General features: G+C 47.1%; 16 protein-coding genes. 6 read left to right on the top strand and 10 right to left on the bottom strand.

Going from position 1 to position 17,494, the window contains the following annotated elements; all coding sequences use genetic code 11:
• Nucleotides 1–253 precede the first annotated feature (253 nt).
• The 4 genes from HMPREF2608_RS04340 to HMPREF2608_RS04325 all read right to left on the bottom strand — a co-directional run bounded on the left by HMPREF2608_RS04340 (nt 254) and on the right by HMPREF2608_RS04325 (nt 3,560).
• On the bottom strand, nt 254–991 hold the full coding sequence (locus tag HMPREF2608_RS04340; protein ID WP_049348362.1) for a redoxin family protein: 738 nt from the start codon (nt 989–991) through the stop codon (nt 254–256).
• Between the two features lie 188 nt (nt 992–1,179).
• The gene (locus HMPREF2608_RS04335; protein WP_070826099.1) at nt 1,180–1,965 is read right to left on the bottom strand and encodes a 1-acylglycerol-3-phosphate O-acyltransferase; all 786 of its coding nucleotides are present in this window, start codon (nt 1,963–1,965) and stop codon (nt 1,180–1,182) included.
• A gap of 64 nt (nt 1,966–2,029) precedes the next feature.
• Nucleotides 2,030–2,857 (bottom strand): DNA-formamidopyrimidine glycosylase, encoded by an 828-nt coding sequence (mutM, locus tag HMPREF2608_RS04330; protein ID WP_070826282.1) that lies wholly within the window; start codon nt 2,855–2,857, stop codon nt 2,030–2,032.
• Nucleotides 2,858–2,900: 43 nt separating this feature from the next.
• Nucleotides 2,901–3,560: a class I SAM-dependent methyltransferase gene (locus tag HMPREF2608_RS04325; protein WP_070826098.1), complete on the bottom strand. Its 660-nt coding sequence runs from the start codon at nt 3,558–3,560 to the stop codon at nt 2,901–2,903.
• 156 nt (nt 3,561–3,716) lie between these two features.
• Between HMPREF2608_RS04325 and HMPREF2608_RS04320 the strand changes: the two genes are divergently transcribed.
• Nucleotides 3,717–5,825 carry a LysM peptidoglycan-binding domain-containing protein gene (locus HMPREF2608_RS04320; protein ID WP_070826097.1) on the top strand — a complete coding sequence of 703 codons (2,109 nt, stop codon included), beginning with the start codon at nt 3,717–3,719 and terminating at the stop codon, nt 5,823–5,825.
• Nucleotides 5,826–6,060: 235 nt separating this feature from the next.
• On the opposite strand, the gene HMPREF2608_RS04315 is transcribed toward HMPREF2608_RS04320, so the two are convergent.
• The 6 genes from HMPREF2608_RS04315 to gatC all read right to left on the bottom strand — a co-directional run bounded on the left by HMPREF2608_RS04315 (nt 6,061) and on the right by gatC (nt 12,106).
• A complete protein-coding gene (locus HMPREF2608_RS04315; protein ID WP_070826096.1) occupies nt 6,061–7,065 on the bottom strand; it encodes a 2Fe-2S iron-sulfur cluster-binding protein in 1,005 nt (334 codons plus the stop codon).
• 81 nt (nt 7,066–7,146) lie between these two features.
• Nucleotides 7,147–8,577 carry an Asp-tRNA(Asn)/Glu-tRNA(Gln) amidotransferase subunit GatB gene (gene gatB / locus HMPREF2608_RS04310; protein ID WP_070826095.1) on the bottom strand — a complete coding sequence of 477 codons (1,431 nt, stop codon included), beginning with the start codon at nt 8,575–8,577 and terminating at the stop codon, nt 7,147–7,149.
• A 99-nt stretch (nt 8,578–8,676) separates the two neighbouring features.
• Complete coding sequence (locus HMPREF2608_RS04305) at nt 8,677–9,297, bottom strand: trimeric intracellular cation channel family protein (protein ID WP_070826094.1); 621 nt, start codon at nt 9,295–9,297, stop codon at nt 8,677–8,679.
• Between the two features lie 28 nt (nt 9,298–9,325).
• Nucleotides 9,326–10,201: a VirK/YbjX family protein gene (locus tag HMPREF2608_RS04300; RefSeq protein WP_070826093.1), complete on the bottom strand. Its 876-nt coding sequence runs from the start codon at nt 10,199–10,201 to the stop codon at nt 9,326–9,328.
• A 15-nt stretch (nt 10,202–10,216) separates the two neighbouring features.
• Entirely contained in the window at nt 10,217–11,665 is a 1,449-nt protein-coding gene (gatA, locus tag HMPREF2608_RS04295; RefSeq protein WP_070826092.1) for an Asp-tRNA(Asn)/Glu-tRNA(Gln) amidotransferase subunit GatA, read from the bottom strand.
• A 150-nt stretch (nt 11,666–11,815) separates the two neighbouring features.
• Nucleotides 11,816–12,106 (bottom strand): Asp-tRNA(Asn)/Glu-tRNA(Gln) amidotransferase subunit GatC, encoded by a 291-nt coding sequence (gene gatC, locus HMPREF2608_RS04290; RefSeq protein WP_003685110.1) that lies wholly within the window; start codon nt 12,104–12,106, stop codon nt 11,816–11,818.
• Between the two features lie 224 nt (nt 12,107–12,330).
• On the opposite strand from gatC, the gene HMPREF2608_RS04285 reads away from it, so the two are divergent.
• From HMPREF2608_RS04285 to HMPREF2608_RS11640, 5 genes are all read left to right on the top strand, one after another.
• Nucleotides 12,331–13,368: a rod shape-determining protein gene (locus HMPREF2608_RS04285; protein WP_039862245.1), complete on the top strand. Its 1,038-nt coding sequence runs from the start codon at nt 12,331–12,333 to the stop codon at nt 13,366–13,368.
• An 11-nt stretch (nt 13,369–13,379) separates the two neighbouring features.
• The gene (mreC, locus tag HMPREF2608_RS04280; protein ID WP_070826091.1) at nt 13,380–14,222 is read left to right on the top strand and encodes a rod shape-determining protein MreC; all 843 of its coding nucleotides are present in this window, start codon (nt 13,380–13,382) and stop codon (nt 14,220–14,222) included.
• 4 nt (nt 14,223–14,226) lie between these two features.
• A complete protein-coding gene (gene mreD / locus HMPREF2608_RS04275; protein ID WP_036472915.1) occupies nt 14,227–14,727 on the top strand; it encodes a rod shape-determining protein MreD in 501 nt (166 codons plus the stop codon).
• A gap of 4 nt (nt 14,728–14,731) precedes the next feature.
• Nucleotides 14,732–16,780, top strand: coding sequence for a penicillin-binding protein 2 (gene mrdA / locus HMPREF2608_RS04270; protein WP_070826090.1), 2,049 nt, complete (start codon nt 14,732–14,734; stop codon nt 16,778–16,780).
• On the top strand, nt 16,773–17,494 hold a 722-nt coding region (locus HMPREF2608_RS11640; protein WP_283122288.1), incomplete at its 3' end, for an FtsW/RodA/SpoVE family cell cycle protein. The genes mrdA and HMPREF2608_RS11640, both read left to right, overlap by 8 nt.

Here is a 17,494-nt window from a genome sequence, read left to right as displayed (position 1 = left end):
ATTTTATCCTTACTGTCTATATCCAAACCGATATTGCCATCAGGTTATCCGTTTTCAGACGGCCTAAACTTCATAAACTATCAAAATTTAAAAATCAATAGCCAATATCTAAATATCGATTTAAAACAATAATCTCAAATTCTACTTGTAAATATAGAGTTATTCAGAACGCCGATTTGCAAACGTCGTCTGAATAACTCTATATTTGGGTATTTCAGACGGCCTTTTAAAGCCGTCTTAAGCATACAGGCAATTAGTTTTTAGCCAAGTAAGCTTCCAAGTCTTCGCTGCCGCCGATGTATTTGCCGCCGATGAATACTTGAGGAGCAGTCATCTTACCGGTAATAGCGCGTACGGAAGTAACAGTTGCATCTTTACCCAATACGATTTCTTCGTAAGACAAGCCTTTGTCTTGCAGCGCTTTTTTAGCTTTAGCACAGAATTGGCAGCCAGGTTTGGTGAAGATGGCAACAGACTCTTGAGCTTTCCAGTCAGGAGCAATGTATTTCAACATAGTGTCAGCGTCAGACACTTTGAAAGGATCGCCTGGTTCTTCAGGTTCGATAAACATTTTTTCAATCACGCCGTCGTTAACCAGCATGGAGTAACGCCAAGAGCGTTTGCCGAAGCCCAAGTCTTCTTTGCCAACCAACATGCCCATGCCTTCAGTGAATTCACCGTTGCCATCAGGAATCATGTAGATGTTGTCAGCTTCTTCTTCAGCAGCCCAAGCGTTCATTACGAAAGTATCGTTTACAGATACACAGTAGATAGCGTCAACACCGTTTTCTTTGAACGCGCCAAACAATTCGTTGTAGCGTGGCAGGTGAGAAGAAGAGCAAGTTGGAGTAAATGCGCCAGGCAGAGAGAACACGACTACTTTTTTGCCTTTGAACAAATCATCAGTAGAAACATCTTTCCAAGTGTCGCCAACGCGAGTGCGGAATACTACGGAAGGTACTTTTTGACCGGTACGATCTTGCAAAGCCATTTTTAAGCTCCTTAAAAATTCGGGTTTGAGAAATGAATCAATGCTTGCATTTTAATGCAGGCCTATCGATTTGTATAATTTATAGTTCAAATAATATTAATTACATCAAACTATCAATTTAATTAAATCGAAAACAGCTGTTCTTCTAAATGAAGGCTGTCTGAAATAAAACAAGTACCTGACTGAAATTATTTTTTAGGTAAGGGCTGAACAGGCGAATCCGAAGCCACAATTTCGCCGATGGCTGTTTCCGCAATATCCTTCAAAGCATAGCGGTCTTTATCCGGCATATCTGTCGGTTTGTATTGAGGCGAGAAATCCAAACGGATACGAATTTTCTTCATAGAAACAATACGCCACAAAGACTGAAACAGGTTTACCTCCGCATAGGATGGCAGATCCGTCCGTTGTCCTTCGTCATCATAATATCGCAAAGTTACCGCCTGAATCGGCGCTTTCGCATCAATAGCCGATTGGAACAGGGCAGCTTTAAACGGCAAAATACCCAAGCCGGAAGAAGTGCGCGCCTCGGGGAAGAAGCTGACATTCTGCCCTGCTTTCAATGCCGCACAAATCGCCTGATTAATCGGCTCGACATCACGGCGGGAATTGCGGTTGATAAACACCGTACCGGCATTTTTACCCATTTTCCCCAAAACCGGCCAGCCGCTGATTTCCTGTTTCGCAATAAAACTGCTTGGATAAACGGCACTCATGGCAAAAATATCCAACCAAGATACATGATTGGCTACCACCAAAGTACCGCTCACATTTCCTTGAGGCGGTACGCCGATTTCCAATTCAATATCCAAAGCATCCAACGCACCTTTTCCCAAAATAACCACAGCGCGATTGCGTTCCTCTGCATTGTTGCCATCAATGGCACGCAAATCCCGGCCGGTTCTGAATAACCAAGCTGCTAAACGGCAAAGTCGGCTCAGACGTTTAAAAAAAGGAGCTTTTTGTTTAGACATAAAATTTCTTCTGTATTGTGTTCATTATTTTCAGACGGCCTCTAACATTTAAGGCCGTCTGAAACTATTTCTGGCAATTTGGACAATAAAATGTTCCACGCTGCCCCAAAGTTTCTTTAAAAATCAGCCCGCCACATTGGACACAAGGCTCATTGTGGCGGCCATAGACCGTATATTCCTGCTGAAAGTAGCCGCTTTTGCCATCGCTATTGACGAAGTCTCGCAACGTACTACCGCCGGTTTCAATCGCCCTTTGCAGAACCGCTTTAACGGTTTCCACCAATAATGCGCATTCTTTCTTGGTCAGCTTATTCGCCGGACGCAATGGCGAAATACCTGCCTTAAACAGACTTTCATTCGCATAAATATTACCGACACCAACCACTACTGCATTATCCATCAGCGCTAATTTAACTGCACGCTTTTGGGTTTTCAATTTCTGATACAGGTAATTTGCATCAAAATCACCCGAGAGCGGCTCCGGCCCCAACTTTTCCAACAGCGGATGATGCTCGACAATACCCTCATACCACAATACCGCACCAAATTTACGCGGATCGTGATAACGCAATACGGTACCGTCATCAAATACAAAATCTAAATGATCGTGTTTATCCGGCGTTGCGATACGCTCATCATCGGCGGTAAAAATCCGCAAACTGCCGGACATACCCAAATGAATAAGTAAAATACCCGTTTCAAAAGTAATAATCAAATACTTCGCACGCCGATTACATGCCAAAACTTTGCGCCCGGCCAAAATTTGCACCAAGTTTGGATGGATAGACCATCTCAATTTAAACTGGCGAATAATGACTTTTTCTATCTTTTTGCCATCAATATGCGGCGCGATTCCGCGTAAAGTCGTTTCTACCTCAGGTAATTCAGGCATCATTATTCTCCAAAATCATCATTATATATAGGCCGTCTGAAAACTATTCGGCCAAACGTGCCGTACTTAAAGCAACCGTATTGCCATCAAATGCAGATTCCAATTCAGGCAAAGGATGGACACCAATCAAATGTTTCGTTAACACCACACCATAAACCGCTGCACATTGCGGCCACCACCTATCCCCGGCCTTTTCCATAAACCGCCAAAACTTCAAAGCAGATGGCGAATTTACAGCAGGCAGATAATCCATAAACTGCCCATATTCCATTTCAAAACCAATAGCGGCAATTTTTAGTTTCAACTCAGCCAGAGCCAAGCATTGAGATTTCAAAGGCAGCTTTTCCCCATCAAACCAAGAGCTCAACCCCCACAAAGATTTAGGGTTGAACCCCGTCAAAATCAACCTACCCTCAGGTTTTAATATTCTAAATGCCTCTTTCAATACCAAATCTTCAGATGAAACTTCCAAAAGATGAGGCATCAATAACACATCCACGGAATGCGTTTCAAATGCCAACATTTCAGCATCCATCCGCACATCGCGAGGCACTACAAGCATGTTTTCAGACGGCCTCTGCCATACACCGCCCAATTGAACCGCCACCTGCCTATTCAAATACTGCAAATGCCGTCTGAAGAAATCTGCCTCTTTTAGAGCAAGATATTGCCCCATTGGCGTTTGCATAAAAAAAACTTCCATTAAAGGCTCCCCTATGCATCCCGACTTGTGTGACAGAATTTTAACACCACGACCACATCATACAAGCAAATTCCCTGCTCGACTTGACGTTTAAATGCTGAAACGATACTATCAAAAAGACGAAATTTTATTATATATTTGATAACTTTATTTACTATGGCAAAACTAAAAACCATCGCTCTGACCGTTTCAAGCCTGTCGGCGGTTTCCGCCACAGCCTACGCACAAAACGCTACACCCAACCAAGTCGGCATGGCCATGATGCGCCTCAACTCCGCCCTACTCGACCAAGCCAAAGCACAAACCTTCGGCTCCGGCAGCTTATGGGCATCATTACGTAAAGACTTCCGCATTAACGAAGTCAACACAGAACTGGTTCGCCGCCATGAAAACAAATTTGCTGCAAACAGTGCATATTTCGACCGCACCATCTCCCGCAGCAAACCTTATATGTACCATATTGCCAATGAAGTTAAAAAACGCAATATGCCAGCTGAAATCGCTTTGCTGCCTTTCATTGAAAGCGCATTCGTAACCAAAGCCAAATCACACGTCGGCGCATCCGGCCTGTGGCAATTTATGCCGGCTACCGGCCGCCACTTCGGCTTGGAAAAAACGCCTTTGTATGACGGTCGCCACGACGTTTACGCCGCTACCGATGCCGCATTAAACTACCTGCAATACCTGCACGGTATGTTCGGCGACTGGTCTTTGGCCCTTGCCGCTTACAACTGGGGCGAAGGTAACGTCGGCCGTGCCGTAAACCGTGCCCGTGCGCAAGGTTTGGAACCGACATACGAAAACCTGCGTATGCCGAACGAAACACGCAATTACGTTCCAAAACTCTTGGCCGTCCGTAATATTGTTGCCAATCCGCAAACTTTTGGCATGAATATCAGCGAAATCAGCAATCAGCCGTATTTCAAATCTGTCAGCATCGACAAACCTATTGATAACAGCACAATCGCTCGCTTTGCAAACATCAGCGAAAGCGAACTATTGGCACTCAACCCAGGTTTCAATGCCCCGGTATTTATCCCTAAAAATAATCGTCGTCTGTTGTTGCCGGTTTCTGCGGTTTCTGCATTTGAAAAGAACTACCGCAATGCCAATCCAGATACCCTGATGTCTTGGGATATTTATACTTCTTTGGGTAACAAAAAGCTTAATGCCATCGCCAACGATACCGGCATGAGCGTAGCCGAACTCAAGCGCCTCAACGGCCTGAGCGGTAGCGCCATTTCTGAAGGCCGCAGCATTTTGGTGGCTAAAAACTCAGCTACCCAAAGTCAAGACATTATTAACTTTATCGACAAAGACAATACTCCGGATACTTACCAATCCAATATGCCGGCTATGTCTCCGATTATTGCTTCCAGCGTAGCAGAACCGGTTAAAGTTGCTCAAACTACTGTGACCAATATCGTTGCTCCTGTTGTTCCACAGTCCAGCAAACCGGTTGACTTTATTGCACGCAGCAAAACTGAAAACGTTACTTCCGTAGTGGTAACAGAAACCAAAGCCCAACCTCAAGTTGCAAATGCGGAAGTGCCTGCTCCAGTTGCAGCCATGACCCATGCGACTACCGAGACCATTGCTAAAAATGTTACAGAAGCGCCCAAATCAGCCATCCCTGCAGACTTGACCGCGCCGACTGTTGCCGCAAACGATGTAGCCCCTACTCCAGCAGTTGAATCTGTTGCTGTTGCTCCTGTTCAAGAAGAGCGTGATGACCTGATGGCTTTGGTACAAAGCCAACCTGCGGAGGAACCTGCAGCAACTGTTGCTGAAGCGACTTCTGAAGCCAAACAAGTTCAAACTGTTGTTACTGCCGAAAGCGCTCGTACCGCACGTATCGCAGCCAATACCGCTAAACAACAACAACGCATCAATGCGCGTCTTGCTCGTGTAAATGGCCAACAAAACACACAAACCGCAGCACTTACAGCAGGCACACACCGTGTGGCAGATGGCGATACATTGTTTAACATCTCCAAACGCTATAACCTGAGCGTAGCCGATTTGATTATTACCAACAACATCAAAGGCAACAATATCAAAAAAGGCCAAATCCTCCGTGTTACAGCTGCTCCGGCAAAAGTCCGCAGCAACCCGGTTCAAAACGTTTCCTACACTGTACGCAAAGGCGATACCCTGAACACCATCGCCAGCCGTTTCAATGTTGATATTAACGATATCCGCCGTTGGAACCGCAATACACGTACGGTGACCCCTGGTCAACGTTTGAAACTGATTGGTAGCTAATACTTGCTTCAAAACAAAGGCCGTCTGAAATATTCAGACGGCCTTTTTCTTTATGATAAATAATAAATTCAATTTTTGATAACAAAATAGTCATCTCTTCAAGACATAAACATCTATGCAATAACTACCACATAGAAAAAAGAGTATGCAAAAACACACTCTTTCTCAAACAAATTGCCATCAAATTTTACTCTTAACAGCTGCATTCAAACATATAAATCCTGTATAAACATCACTATGCCGGTGAAAAAGCATCACAGAAGAAGGCATCTTCCGGTAAAGCGCAATTTTGAGTCAGCAAACTTTGCGCATTCTCCGTCATGGCTGGTGACCCGCAAGCATAAACTTCATATTGGCTCAAATCAGGATAATTTTGTGCTGCAACGTTTTGCACATATCCACTCTCCCCTTTCCATTCAGAATCAGGCTTAGAAAGAACAGGCAAGAATTTCGCATTTTTCAGACGGCCTATTAATGCTTCTGCTTCTTCCAATGCGTACAAATCCTCCTGCTGTCGTGCTCCCCAGTAAAAATGAACCTGACGTTCGCTATTCTGATGAATCAAATCAAGCAAGATACTGCGGATAGGTGCGTAACCTGTACCCGTTGCCAACAAAACAATCGGTTTATCACTGCCTTTTTGCAAAGTAAACGTACCCAATGGACCTTTAACACGGACAATACCTTTTTCTTTGATCTTAGGCTCTACACCAAAAATCATTTCCGAACATACGCCGTTTTCACGTTTACGGATATGCAGCTCCAAAATGCCTTCTTGATCAGGCGAATTAGAGATTGAATAGCTGCGGCTGATATTGCCGGGAAGCAGCAAATCAATATATTGTCCGGCATAAAATGCAAATGGCGGCGCTTTAGGCAAAGCCAATCTCAACAAAGCAACATCGTGTTTGATTTCAATGTTTTCAATACGTGCCGGCAATGTGCGTATTGGCAAAGCATTTTGATTAAAACCTGGCACATTAATTTTGAGGTCACTCTTCGCAGTGGTACAGCACAATAACACTTTACCCTGCGCTTTTTCTTCTTCACTGATGGCTTTATCAATATGCTTGCCCATTTCAAATTCGCCACTCATCAACTCGGCCTTACATTGTCCGCAGGCGCCACTTTTACAAGAATGAGGCAAATTTAAATTCTGACGGGTCGCGGCAGCAAGAACGGTTTCATCCTCGTTTGCCGTAAATGTGATTTCATCTGATAAGGTAATAGTATGTGTCATGGTATTTAGAATAATTTTAGAATCAAAAATAAAGGCCGTCTGAAAAATAAGACCTATTTTTCAGACGGCCTGTCCTATCTATCAAGCTAATTTAGCTTTAATCAACTCTTGAACCTGAGCCGGATTAGCCTTGCCTTTACTTGCTTTCATCACTTGGCCGACAATCGCATTCAGGGCTTTCTCATTACCGGAACGGAATTGCTCAATGGCTTTCGCATTGTTTGCCAACACTTCATCCACCATAGCTTCAATTGCGCCAGTATCGGTAATCTGTTGCAAACCATGTTTTTCGATGATTTCGGCAATACCTGCTTCAGGCTCAGCCCACATCGCCTCAAAAGCTTTTTTCGCCAATTTGCTGCTTAATGTTCCATCTGCAACTTTAGCAACCAACTCGGCAAGGCGTGGAGCTGTAATCGGGCTTTCAGCCAATTCCAAACCTTCTTTGTTCAAGGTAGCGGCAAGCTCGCCGTTCATCCAGTTCGCCGTCAATTTACCTTGGCCGCAGGCTTTGGCCGCTTCTTCAAAATAGGCAGCTTGGGCGCGGCTGGCAGTCAACAGACGCGCATCATAGTCAGACACGCCGTAATCGGCAACAAAACGCGCTGCCATTTCATGTGGCAATTCAGGCATTTGCTCTTTAGCTTTCTGCAATTGGCCGTCTGAAATAATGACTGGCAACAAATCCGGATCTGGGAAATAGCGGTAATCGTGCGCATCTTCTTTCAAACGCATCACACGAGTTTCGCCTTTTTCAGGGTCAAACAGCATGGTTGCCTGCTGTACTTTACCGCCGTCTTCCAAAATTTCGATTTGCGCTTCCACTTCATAATTGATGGCTTGCTCCAAGAAGCGGAAAGAATTGAGGTTTTTGATTTCTCGACGCGTACCGAACTCGGCCTGGCCTTTTGGACGTACAGAAACGTTGGCATCGACGCGGAACGAGCCTTCCGCCATATTGCCGTCACAAATATCCAGCCAAGTTACCAAACCGTGCAACGCTTTAGCATATGCCACAGCTTCGGCAGCGGAACGCATTTCAGGCTCGGAGACAACTTCCAATAAAGGCGTACCGGCGCGGTTTAAGTCGATACCGGTTGCACCGTTCAAACCTTCATGTACGGATTTACCCGCATCTTCTTCCATGTGCGCACGGGTAACATTGATGGTTTTGACCTCGTCGCCCACTACGATTTCCAGCTTGCCGTGCTCAACAATCGGCAAATCCAACTGGCTGATTTGATAGCCTTTTGGCAAATCAGGATAAAAATAGTTTTTACGGTCGAATATGTTTTTCTGATTGATTTTCGCATCCAAAGCCAAACCGAGTTTGATGGCTTTTTCGACGACTTCGCGGTTCATTACCGGCAATACGCCCGGCAACGCACACTCAACCACGCTGGCGTGGGCATTAGGCTCGGCACCGAATGCAGTGGATGCACCGCTGAAGATTTTGGATTGGGTGTTGAGTTGGACGTGGATTTCCAGTCCGATTACGGTTTCCCAAGTCATAAGGGTCTTTCTGTCGAAAAAAAGTTAATCGGTTAAATGAGTGATTCGTTTTTCAGACGGCCTGAATAAAAACCATAACATGCCATCTGTAAGATAAGTTTATTTCCTGCGGCGTTGGAAACCGGGCAGTTGCCAATGGAAACGGTATGCAGTCAGGCGAAACAACAATCCGCCGGCAAAAAGCAGGTTTAACGTAAAGATATTAATCCAGCTCAAATGTCCGAACAGATAAATCAGCCCGCCAATTAAAATAGCCACGCTACCGTAAAGGTCGGTGCGCAAAATCATCGGCACATCATTGACCAAAATATCGCGTGCAATACCCCCGCCAACGGCAGTCACAAAAGCCAAAGAAATAACGCCGAACAGATTAAGCTGCAAAGCCATACCGATTTGTGCACCGGTAATGCTGAAAGCTGCCAAACCGATGGCATCGGCAATAATAAAAGCAGCAGCCAAATAGGTGCTGCGATAACGTTGCACCCTTATCAACCATGCAATGGCAAGCGTGGCAAACACAACAATCAGCGCATCGGTCTGCAAAAACACTTGCGGAATCCGACCGACCAAACCATCGCGTATCATGCCGCCGCCGACAGCCGTCAGTAACGCAGTAATGACAACACCGAGTACATCCAACCGCTTGTTGTAGCCAACCAAATAGCCGGAAATGGCAAACGCGGCTGTCCCAATGATTTGAATGAAGTCGGTTGTATTCATATATATGTTTTATTCATCAGATGATAGTTTATTTTATAGGAGCTAAACCATTTCTTATTTGCTCTTCGATTTCATCTAACATCTGATAACGCTTACGATACATGGACCGTTTTTTGCTTTCAATTTCCTCAAAATCTTTACGCACCGGCTCTTTTGGAAGATGCCATAATCCATCAACACCCTTTTGAGCACCATGCTCCTGCCAAAATTGGTCATAGTTCATTTTGACACGTTTCTTCAAGCGCCAACGTAGCTTAACTTGCCTATCTTGTGTGATACCAATCACACCATCCAGCTTTAATGCAATAGCAAAATATTGCAATGCATGCACCATCAGTTGCTGAGGGCGCAATCCATGTAGCTTCTTAGTTAAACCCCGTACAGTATCTTTCGCCTCTTCTCCTGCTGGCCCCTGAAGGGAAGCTGCAAGCAGCATATTATTTACAAAGGCGAATGTTGTCATATACAGACGTCTTCCATTGCTTTCTCGTAAAGAAAGAGACCACATTCCCTCATCGACGCAATTGTCATTTCGGTTAAGCCAAATCTCAAGGCCGTCTGAAGGTTTTGCCAAAACAATATAAAAGGAACGGGTTTTCATACCCATTACTCTTTCTTTTCCAAACAGCTTTTCTGCAGCCTCAAAATCTGACTGCATAATTTTTAGCCTATCTTGACCACCAAGTTTCTTATCAACAAACTCATGTATCAAAGGATAGGCATCTTGGGGCATTTGACTAAAAAAACTTTGGCATATTTCTGAAGCATTTACAAACTGCTCAAATGCCTTAATTTCTTTACGATACCACAATGTCCGCAATGTAAATTTTAAATGTTGCGTTTTAAACTTTGGAGCATTCTGATAAACAGTTTTAAATCCCGGAAAAGAAAACTTTTCAGGCATATAGACTCCCTACCCTTATTCCGGCGCTTTAGTGTGCCAATCGCTGTTCAATTGAACCTGATGTGCGGCACCCAAAATTTTGGCTTCGGAGAAATAGTTGCCGATAAATTGCACACCAATCGGCAGGCCGTTTGCGCTGAAACCGGCTGGCAGAGTCAATGCGGGCAAACCGGCAAGGTTCACGGCGATGGTGTAAATATCGGACAAGTACATTTGTACAGGGTCGTGGATGTCGCTGCCGAGTTTCGGCGCGGCAGTCGGCGCAGTCGGCGCCAGAATGAAATCACATTGACCAAAGGCCGTCTGAAAATCATTGGCTACAAGGTGACGCAGTTTTTGCGCTTTCAAGTAGTACGCATCGTAGTAACCATGACTCAATACATAAGTACCGATCATGATACGGCGTTTGACCTCGCTGCCGAAACCTTCGGCACGGGTGTTGCTGTACATTTCTTCCAAATCGCCGAATTGCGCTGCACGATGGCCATAACGTACGCCGTCGAAACGGGACAAGTTGGTACTTGCTTCCGCAGAGGCGAGAACGTAATAAGCAGGAATCGACAATGATGTTTGCGGCAGGGAAACTTCAACAGTCTCTGCGCCTTGGGCTTTGAGCAAATCGATAACGCTTTGTAAGGCCGTCTGAACATCGGCATCTGCGCCTTCGCCGAAATATTCTTTAGGCAAACCGATTTTCAAACCTTTGAGCGGCTTGTCCAAATCACGGGTGTAGTCTTCTTTGTCGCGCTCCAAACTGGTGGAATCGCGCTCGTCAAAGCTGGCCATGGCGTTCAACAAAATCGCACAGTCTTCGGCCGTTTGCGCCATAGGGCCGGCTTGGTCAAAGCTGGAAGCATAGGCAACCATACCAAAGCGTGAAACCGTACCATAAGTCGGCTTGATACCGGTAATACCGCAATGCGACGCAGGTTGACGGATAGAACCGCCGGTATCCGAACCCAAGGCAGCCGGTGCCAAACGCGCCGCAATTACAGCAGCCGAACCGCCTGATGAACCGCCGGGAACATGTTCAAGATTCCACGGGTTTTTGGTTGCGCCGTAGAATGAAGTCTCATTGGTCGAACCCATGGCAAATTCGTCCATATTGGTACGGCCAAGAGTAACCATGCCGGCATCCAACAAGTTTTGCACCACAGTAGCAGTATAAGGAGAAACAAAGTTATCCAACATTTTGGAGCTGCATGCACTGCGCCAACCTGTTTGGCAGAAAATATCTTTGTAAGCAACCGGCACACCGGTCAAAGCCGTTGCATTGCCGGCTGCGATACGCGCATCGGCTGCTTTAGCTTCAGCAAGGGTCTTATCTTGATCGATGGTAACGTAGCCGTTGATGGCAGGGTTTTTCGCAGCAATAGCGGCCAAATATTCGGTCGCCAATTCGACTGCGGAAATTTGTTTGGATTGCAGCAGGCTGCTGGCTTGTTTGAGCGTGTAAGCGGTCATTGTGCCGTACTTTCTATAAAACAGTTTTTGCTTTCAAAACAGATATTGAAAACATCCGTTTAAATCAATAAATCGGGCCGTCTGAACAGAATATCCTTTCAGACGGCCTTGCAATAGGGGCTTGCCGATAAGCAAAGGCCGTCTGAAACCTTATTCTTCAATCACTTGAGGAACGATATACAGTCGGTTGCGCACTTCTGGGGCAACAGCCTGATATTCGGCGGCATGATCGGTTTCAGTCACTTTATCTTCGCGCAGGCGCAAAGCGGCTTCGTGCGGATGCGCCATGGGTTCGATGCCGTCGGTATTGACGCTTTGCATGTTTTCAACCATGGCGAAAATGTCGTTCAACTCGGCAAGCGTTTTGTTTTTTTCTTCGTCCGTTAAAGTGAGGCGCGAGAGTTTTGCGATTTTTTCCACATCATTTAAGCTTAAAGCCATAAAAAATCCTTGTCTGATAGCAATGCACCTTGGGTTTGGGGTATCATTGCATTTTGTCTTCTATGAAGCGAAGAATTATAACCGAAAACCAAACAGGTTGGCATGGTGTTTTAATTCAGACGGCCTTTTAAGGGGGCATTTATCCGTCTAAAACCGTGTACCTGTTTTTCTTATTTTAAATAATGCTAAACACATCCGGGCTGGGCCGGAATTTCAGGAATCCTATGTTTCGTCTTTTATCTCGTTTCCTCTCCAATGATATTGCCATCGACTTGGGCACGGCCAACACGCTGATTTTTGTACGCGGCAAAGGGATTGTTTTGGATGAGCCGTCCATGGTTGCGATTCAATCCGGCGCAGGCAATAAAAGTAAAATTATGGCGGTGGGTACGGAAGCCAAAAAAATGCAGGGCCGTGCGCCGCGCAATATTGAAATCGTCCGCCCGATGAGGGACGGTGTAATTGCTGATTTTGTGATTACCGAGCGTATGCTGGGTATGTTGATTAAAAAAGCCACCGAAGGACGGTCTTTGGTTCCGCCTCGTGTGGTTATCTGTGTTCCTGGCGGCTCTACCCAAGTGGAACGTAAAGCGATTTTGGATTCTGCGTTTGCTGCCGGCGCGGCAAGCGTGCATTTGATTGAAGAACCGATGGCCGCCGCTTTGGGCGCGGGCTTGCCGATTGAAGATGCGGCAGGTTCGATGATTGTCGATATTGGCGGCGGTACGACCGAAATCGGCATTCTTTCACTGGGCGGCATGGCCTATTCTGCTTCCGTCCGCGCAGCCGGTGATGAATTCGATAAAAGTATCATCCATTACCTGCGCCGCCATCGCGGTGTCTTGATTGGCGAAGCTACGGCAGAAGAATTGAAGAAACAAATCGGCTCGGCCTCTGGTTTTGAAACCGAAACAGCCATGCGCATTAAAGGCCGCGACCTGGCCGAAGGTACGCCTAAATCCTTGGCGGTTACTTCAAATGAGATCCGTGAAGCATTGAGTGAAACGGTAAATCAAATCATCCGTGCCGTTCGTCTGGCTTTGGAACAGGCTCCGCCCGAACTGGCCGGCGACATCGCCGACCGCGGCATTATGCTGACCGGCGGCGGCGCGCTTCTGCACGGTATCGATACCGTCTTGGCCGATGCAACCGGCCTGCCCGTCGGTATTGCCGACCAGCCTCTGAACTGCGTCGCCTATGGTGCCGGTAAGGCTTTGGACTATATCGGCAAATGGGATACCGTATTTACGGAAAACCCATAAGGTAGATGGTTATGGAACGCTCTTCTTTGCGCTTTGACGAGGCAAAAGGCCCTAAGCTGTTGCCTCGTTTTGTCGTTTATATCGCTCTGGCTGCCGACCTGATGGTGGCCGATTACCGCTTTTCATTGATGCAGCCGGTGCGTGCGGCAGTAATGCCCATGCTCTACCCTGTTCAATGGCTGGCGAATCAACCTGTTCAACTTTATCAATATTTTGCCGACCTCTCCCAGTCCAAATCCGAGCTCTTGGAACAAAACCGCCAGCTTCTGGAAGAAAATGGCCGTCTGAAAATCGATTTGCAGCGAGATAAAGTCAATACCGATGAATTGCGCGAATTGAAAAAACTGTACGGTTTACAACAAAAAGGCATTCACAACGTTATAGGTGCGGAAGTCATTTCCAATGGCAAAGATCCGCTTTCCGAAAGACTGATTATCGGCAAGGGCAGCCAAGACGGTTTGAAAGTTGGCGATGCAGTCATCGATCAAAGCGGTTTGATTGGCCTGTTGACACAAGTTCACACACAAAGTGCGGAAATTGAACTGATCTCAAGCGGACAAAGCATTGTCCCCGTAGCCGTCAGCCGCACCGGTGAACGCAATTTGGCATACGGCAATGGCAACGGTTTGGATTTGCGCTATTTCCCAACCGGCTCAGACTTGAAACCCGGCGATATTCTGCTGACTTCCGGTTTGGACGGTACTTATCCGGCGGGGATTCCCGTTGCAACCGTCAGCAAGGTTGTCCGCGCATCGGGAACACCTTATTACGATACGCAACTGACGCCTTTGGCCGCTTTACGCAGCAGCCGTTTTGTCTTGGTACTTTCTTCCGCCCCTTCTTCCCCACGCTGATTTCATGAACGATTTTGACGATTCTTACCGTGCAGTACCGCTGCACATCATGGCGGCCAGTCTCATTGTGATGATGATACTGGACTTTATGCCGTTTTCCTTTGACGGATTCTTTTGGCTGCCTGAAATGACGGCACTGATGTTGCTATATTGGACATTGCACCAGCCGCAACGCGCAGGCATGGGACTGGCTTTTGCCATCGGTCTGATTGTCGATGCCGCAACCGCCGCAACTTTGGGCTTGCACGCCCTGTCTTACGTCGTGATGACTTATTTCATTTTAAACCGCCGCCGCCAAATCATGCTGTACGGCCACATTATGCAATTAGCCGCTGTATTGGCTGCGCTGCTTCTCAATCAGGCCGTCTTAACTGTTGCCCGTTTGTTCCTTAATCATCAGGTCATCACTTTGCAAGGCTTTGTTGCTCCATTTGTCGGCGCACTGCTTTGGCCCATACTCAGCCAGCTGATGCTGATTGTGACCCGTATTTACCGCTCCCGCTGAAAAGATGAAACCGACTCTTCCACGCCGTCTTTCCGGTGGTCAACATACCAAAAAACCTTCCGCTCAGGCAGCACAAGCCGATGCTTTGTTGCGCCTGCTCGTTGCCTTTATCCTGATTGTCATCTTCTTTTCCATCTTGCTGGCGCGGTTCTTTTACCTGCAAGTGACTCAACACAACGAGTTTTCCGGCCAAGCATCGAGCAACCGCATCACCCTGATTCCAACGCCGCCCGTACGTGGCGAAATCGTCGATATCAACGGCGTTCTTTTGGCCAAAAACTATCCTGTCTTTTCACTCGAAGTTATTCCCAGCCGCATTGAAGGCAAGATGGAAGATATCATTAAAGCATTGAAAAAATACGTCGATATCACGCCGACAGATTTAAAACGCTTCAAAAAATACCGCGAAAGCTATAGAAAATTTGAAAATATCCCACTCAAACTCAGACTGACCGATGAAGAGGCCGCCCGTTTATCCGTGCATTTGCGCGAATTCAAAGGCGTAGAGGTCAACTCACGCACATTCCGCGAATATCCTTACGGCAAGCTGACTTCCCACTTCTTAGGCTACATCGGCCGTATTAGCGATAAAGACAAAGAAATGCTGGAAGAAGAAGGCCTAACCGCACTCTATCGCGGCAGTACGCATATCGGCAAATCCGGCTTGGAAAAATATTATGAACACCAGCTTCATGGCGTTCCAGGCTATCAGGAAGTCGAAAAAGACGCTTACGGCAATATCGTCCGCGTATTGAAAAATGTCCCGTCCAAAATGGGGCAAACCTTGCGCCTAGGCATGGATATCCGTATGCAGCAGGAAGCCGACCGAATCTTGGGCGACCGCCGTGGCGCATTGGTGGCCATCAATCCGCAAGACGGTACTGTTTTGGCTTTTGTTTCCAAACCATCCTTCGATCCCAACCTCTTTATTGATGGCATCGACAGCGACACTTGGAAAATGCTGAATGACGATTGGAAAAAGCCTTTGATCAACCGCGTTACCCAAGGCCTTTATCCTCCAGGTTCTACATTCAAACCCTTTATGGGCATGGCCTTGTTGGAAAGCGGCAAAATCACTCAAAACACCATCGTCCCCGCTCCCGGCGCATGGAGCATACCCGGCAGCCGCCATATCTTCCGCGACTCCGTCCGCAGCGGTCACGGCTCGGCCAACTTGAGCAAAGCCATTCAAGTATCCTCAGATACCTTCTTCTACCGTTTGGGTTACGAAATGGGTATCGATAAAGCCTCTCCGTATCTAGCGCAATTCGGTTTCGGCCAGAAAACCGGCATTGACCTGCCCAGCGAATACACAGGCGTTTTGCCCAGCCGCGAATGGAAAGCCAAACGCTTTGCCAAATCTTCCGACCCGACTGCCAAAGAATGGCGCGCCGGCGAGATGGTTTCCGTCAGCATCGGCCAAGGCTACAATGCCTACACGCCTTTGCAAATGGCACATGCGACAGCATCTCTGGCCAACAACGGTATTGTCCATCAGCCGCATTTGGTCAAAGAAATATTGGATTTCGGCGCGCGCAAAATTACCCGTATCAACCCCAATCCCGAGCGTCAAATTCCGTTTAAAGCCGACAACTTCGAATACGTCAAACGCGCAATGGAAAAGGTATTGAAACCGGGCGGTACGGCACACCGTATCGGTGGCGGACTCGCCTATACGATGGGCGGTAAAACAGGTACGGCCCAGGTCGTACAAATCAAACAGGGCGGACGCTACAATGCCGCAGCCCTGCGCGAACAACACCGCGACCACGCATGGTTTATCTCGTTTGCGCCATTGGAAAAACCTGAAATCGCCATTGCCGTTATTTTGGAAAACGGCGGCTGGGGTGCGTATGCCGCGCCATTGGCCCGTGAAATGACTGATTTTTATATGCTTCACGTCAAGCCGAAACAGTTTTCAGACGGCCTTGAATCAGATTCGGCCAAAACTGAAACAACGGACAAACATCAGCCTATTACCAGCATTTTCCAATCTGCCTACGGACTGACGCCGACAAGCCCTGCCTCACAGCCGGAGGTTCATCATGAATAACACATCAGCGTGGAAAACATTCAAATCCACCATTACAGCCCCGATTGACCCTTGGCTGTTTTTTGCCATGCTCGCCATCTACATCATGAGCCTATTCCTGCTCTATTCTGCAGACGGGCAAGAGTTCGGCCAATTGGAAAACAAAACCATCCATACCGTTTTGGGCTTTACCCTTTTATGGATTATCGCCGTATTCAAGCCGCAAATGGCTGCCAAAATTGCCCTGCCTGTTTACATTGTCGGCGTATTACTGCTGATTGGCGTCGAAGTTGCCGGCGTCACCGTCAACGGCTCGACCCGTTGGTTGAGCCTCGGCTTTACCCGTATCCAACCTTCCGAAATCATGAAAATCGGTATTCCCATGACTGTCGCGTGGTATTTCCAACGCTATGAAGGCCGTCTGAAATGGATACATTATATTGTTGCCCTCGTGCTGATTCTTGTTCCTGTCGCCCTGATTTTGAAGCAGCCCGACCTCGGTACAGCCGCGCTGATTATGGCTTCGGGTATTTTTGTCATCTTCTTTGCCGGATTGCCTTGGAAGGCCATTTTTGCTGCTATTATTGCCTTTGTGGCCGCTTTGCCGCTCTTGTGGAATTACGGCATGCACGACTATCAGAAAACCCGCGTCCTCACCCTGCTCGACCCAACCAAAGATCCGTTAGGAGCAGGCTACCACATCATCCAATCCATGATTGCCATCGGCTCGGGTGG

It is taken from the genome of Neisseria sp. HMSC064D07, assembly GCF_001837185.1.
GTDB classification, from domain to species: domain Bacteria; phylum Pseudomonadota; class Gammaproteobacteria; order Burkholderiales; family Neisseriaceae; genus Neisseria; species Neisseria flavescens_C.
Note: the sequence above shows the minus strand (reverse complement) of the source record. Positions and strands in the feature narration are given on the sequence as shown.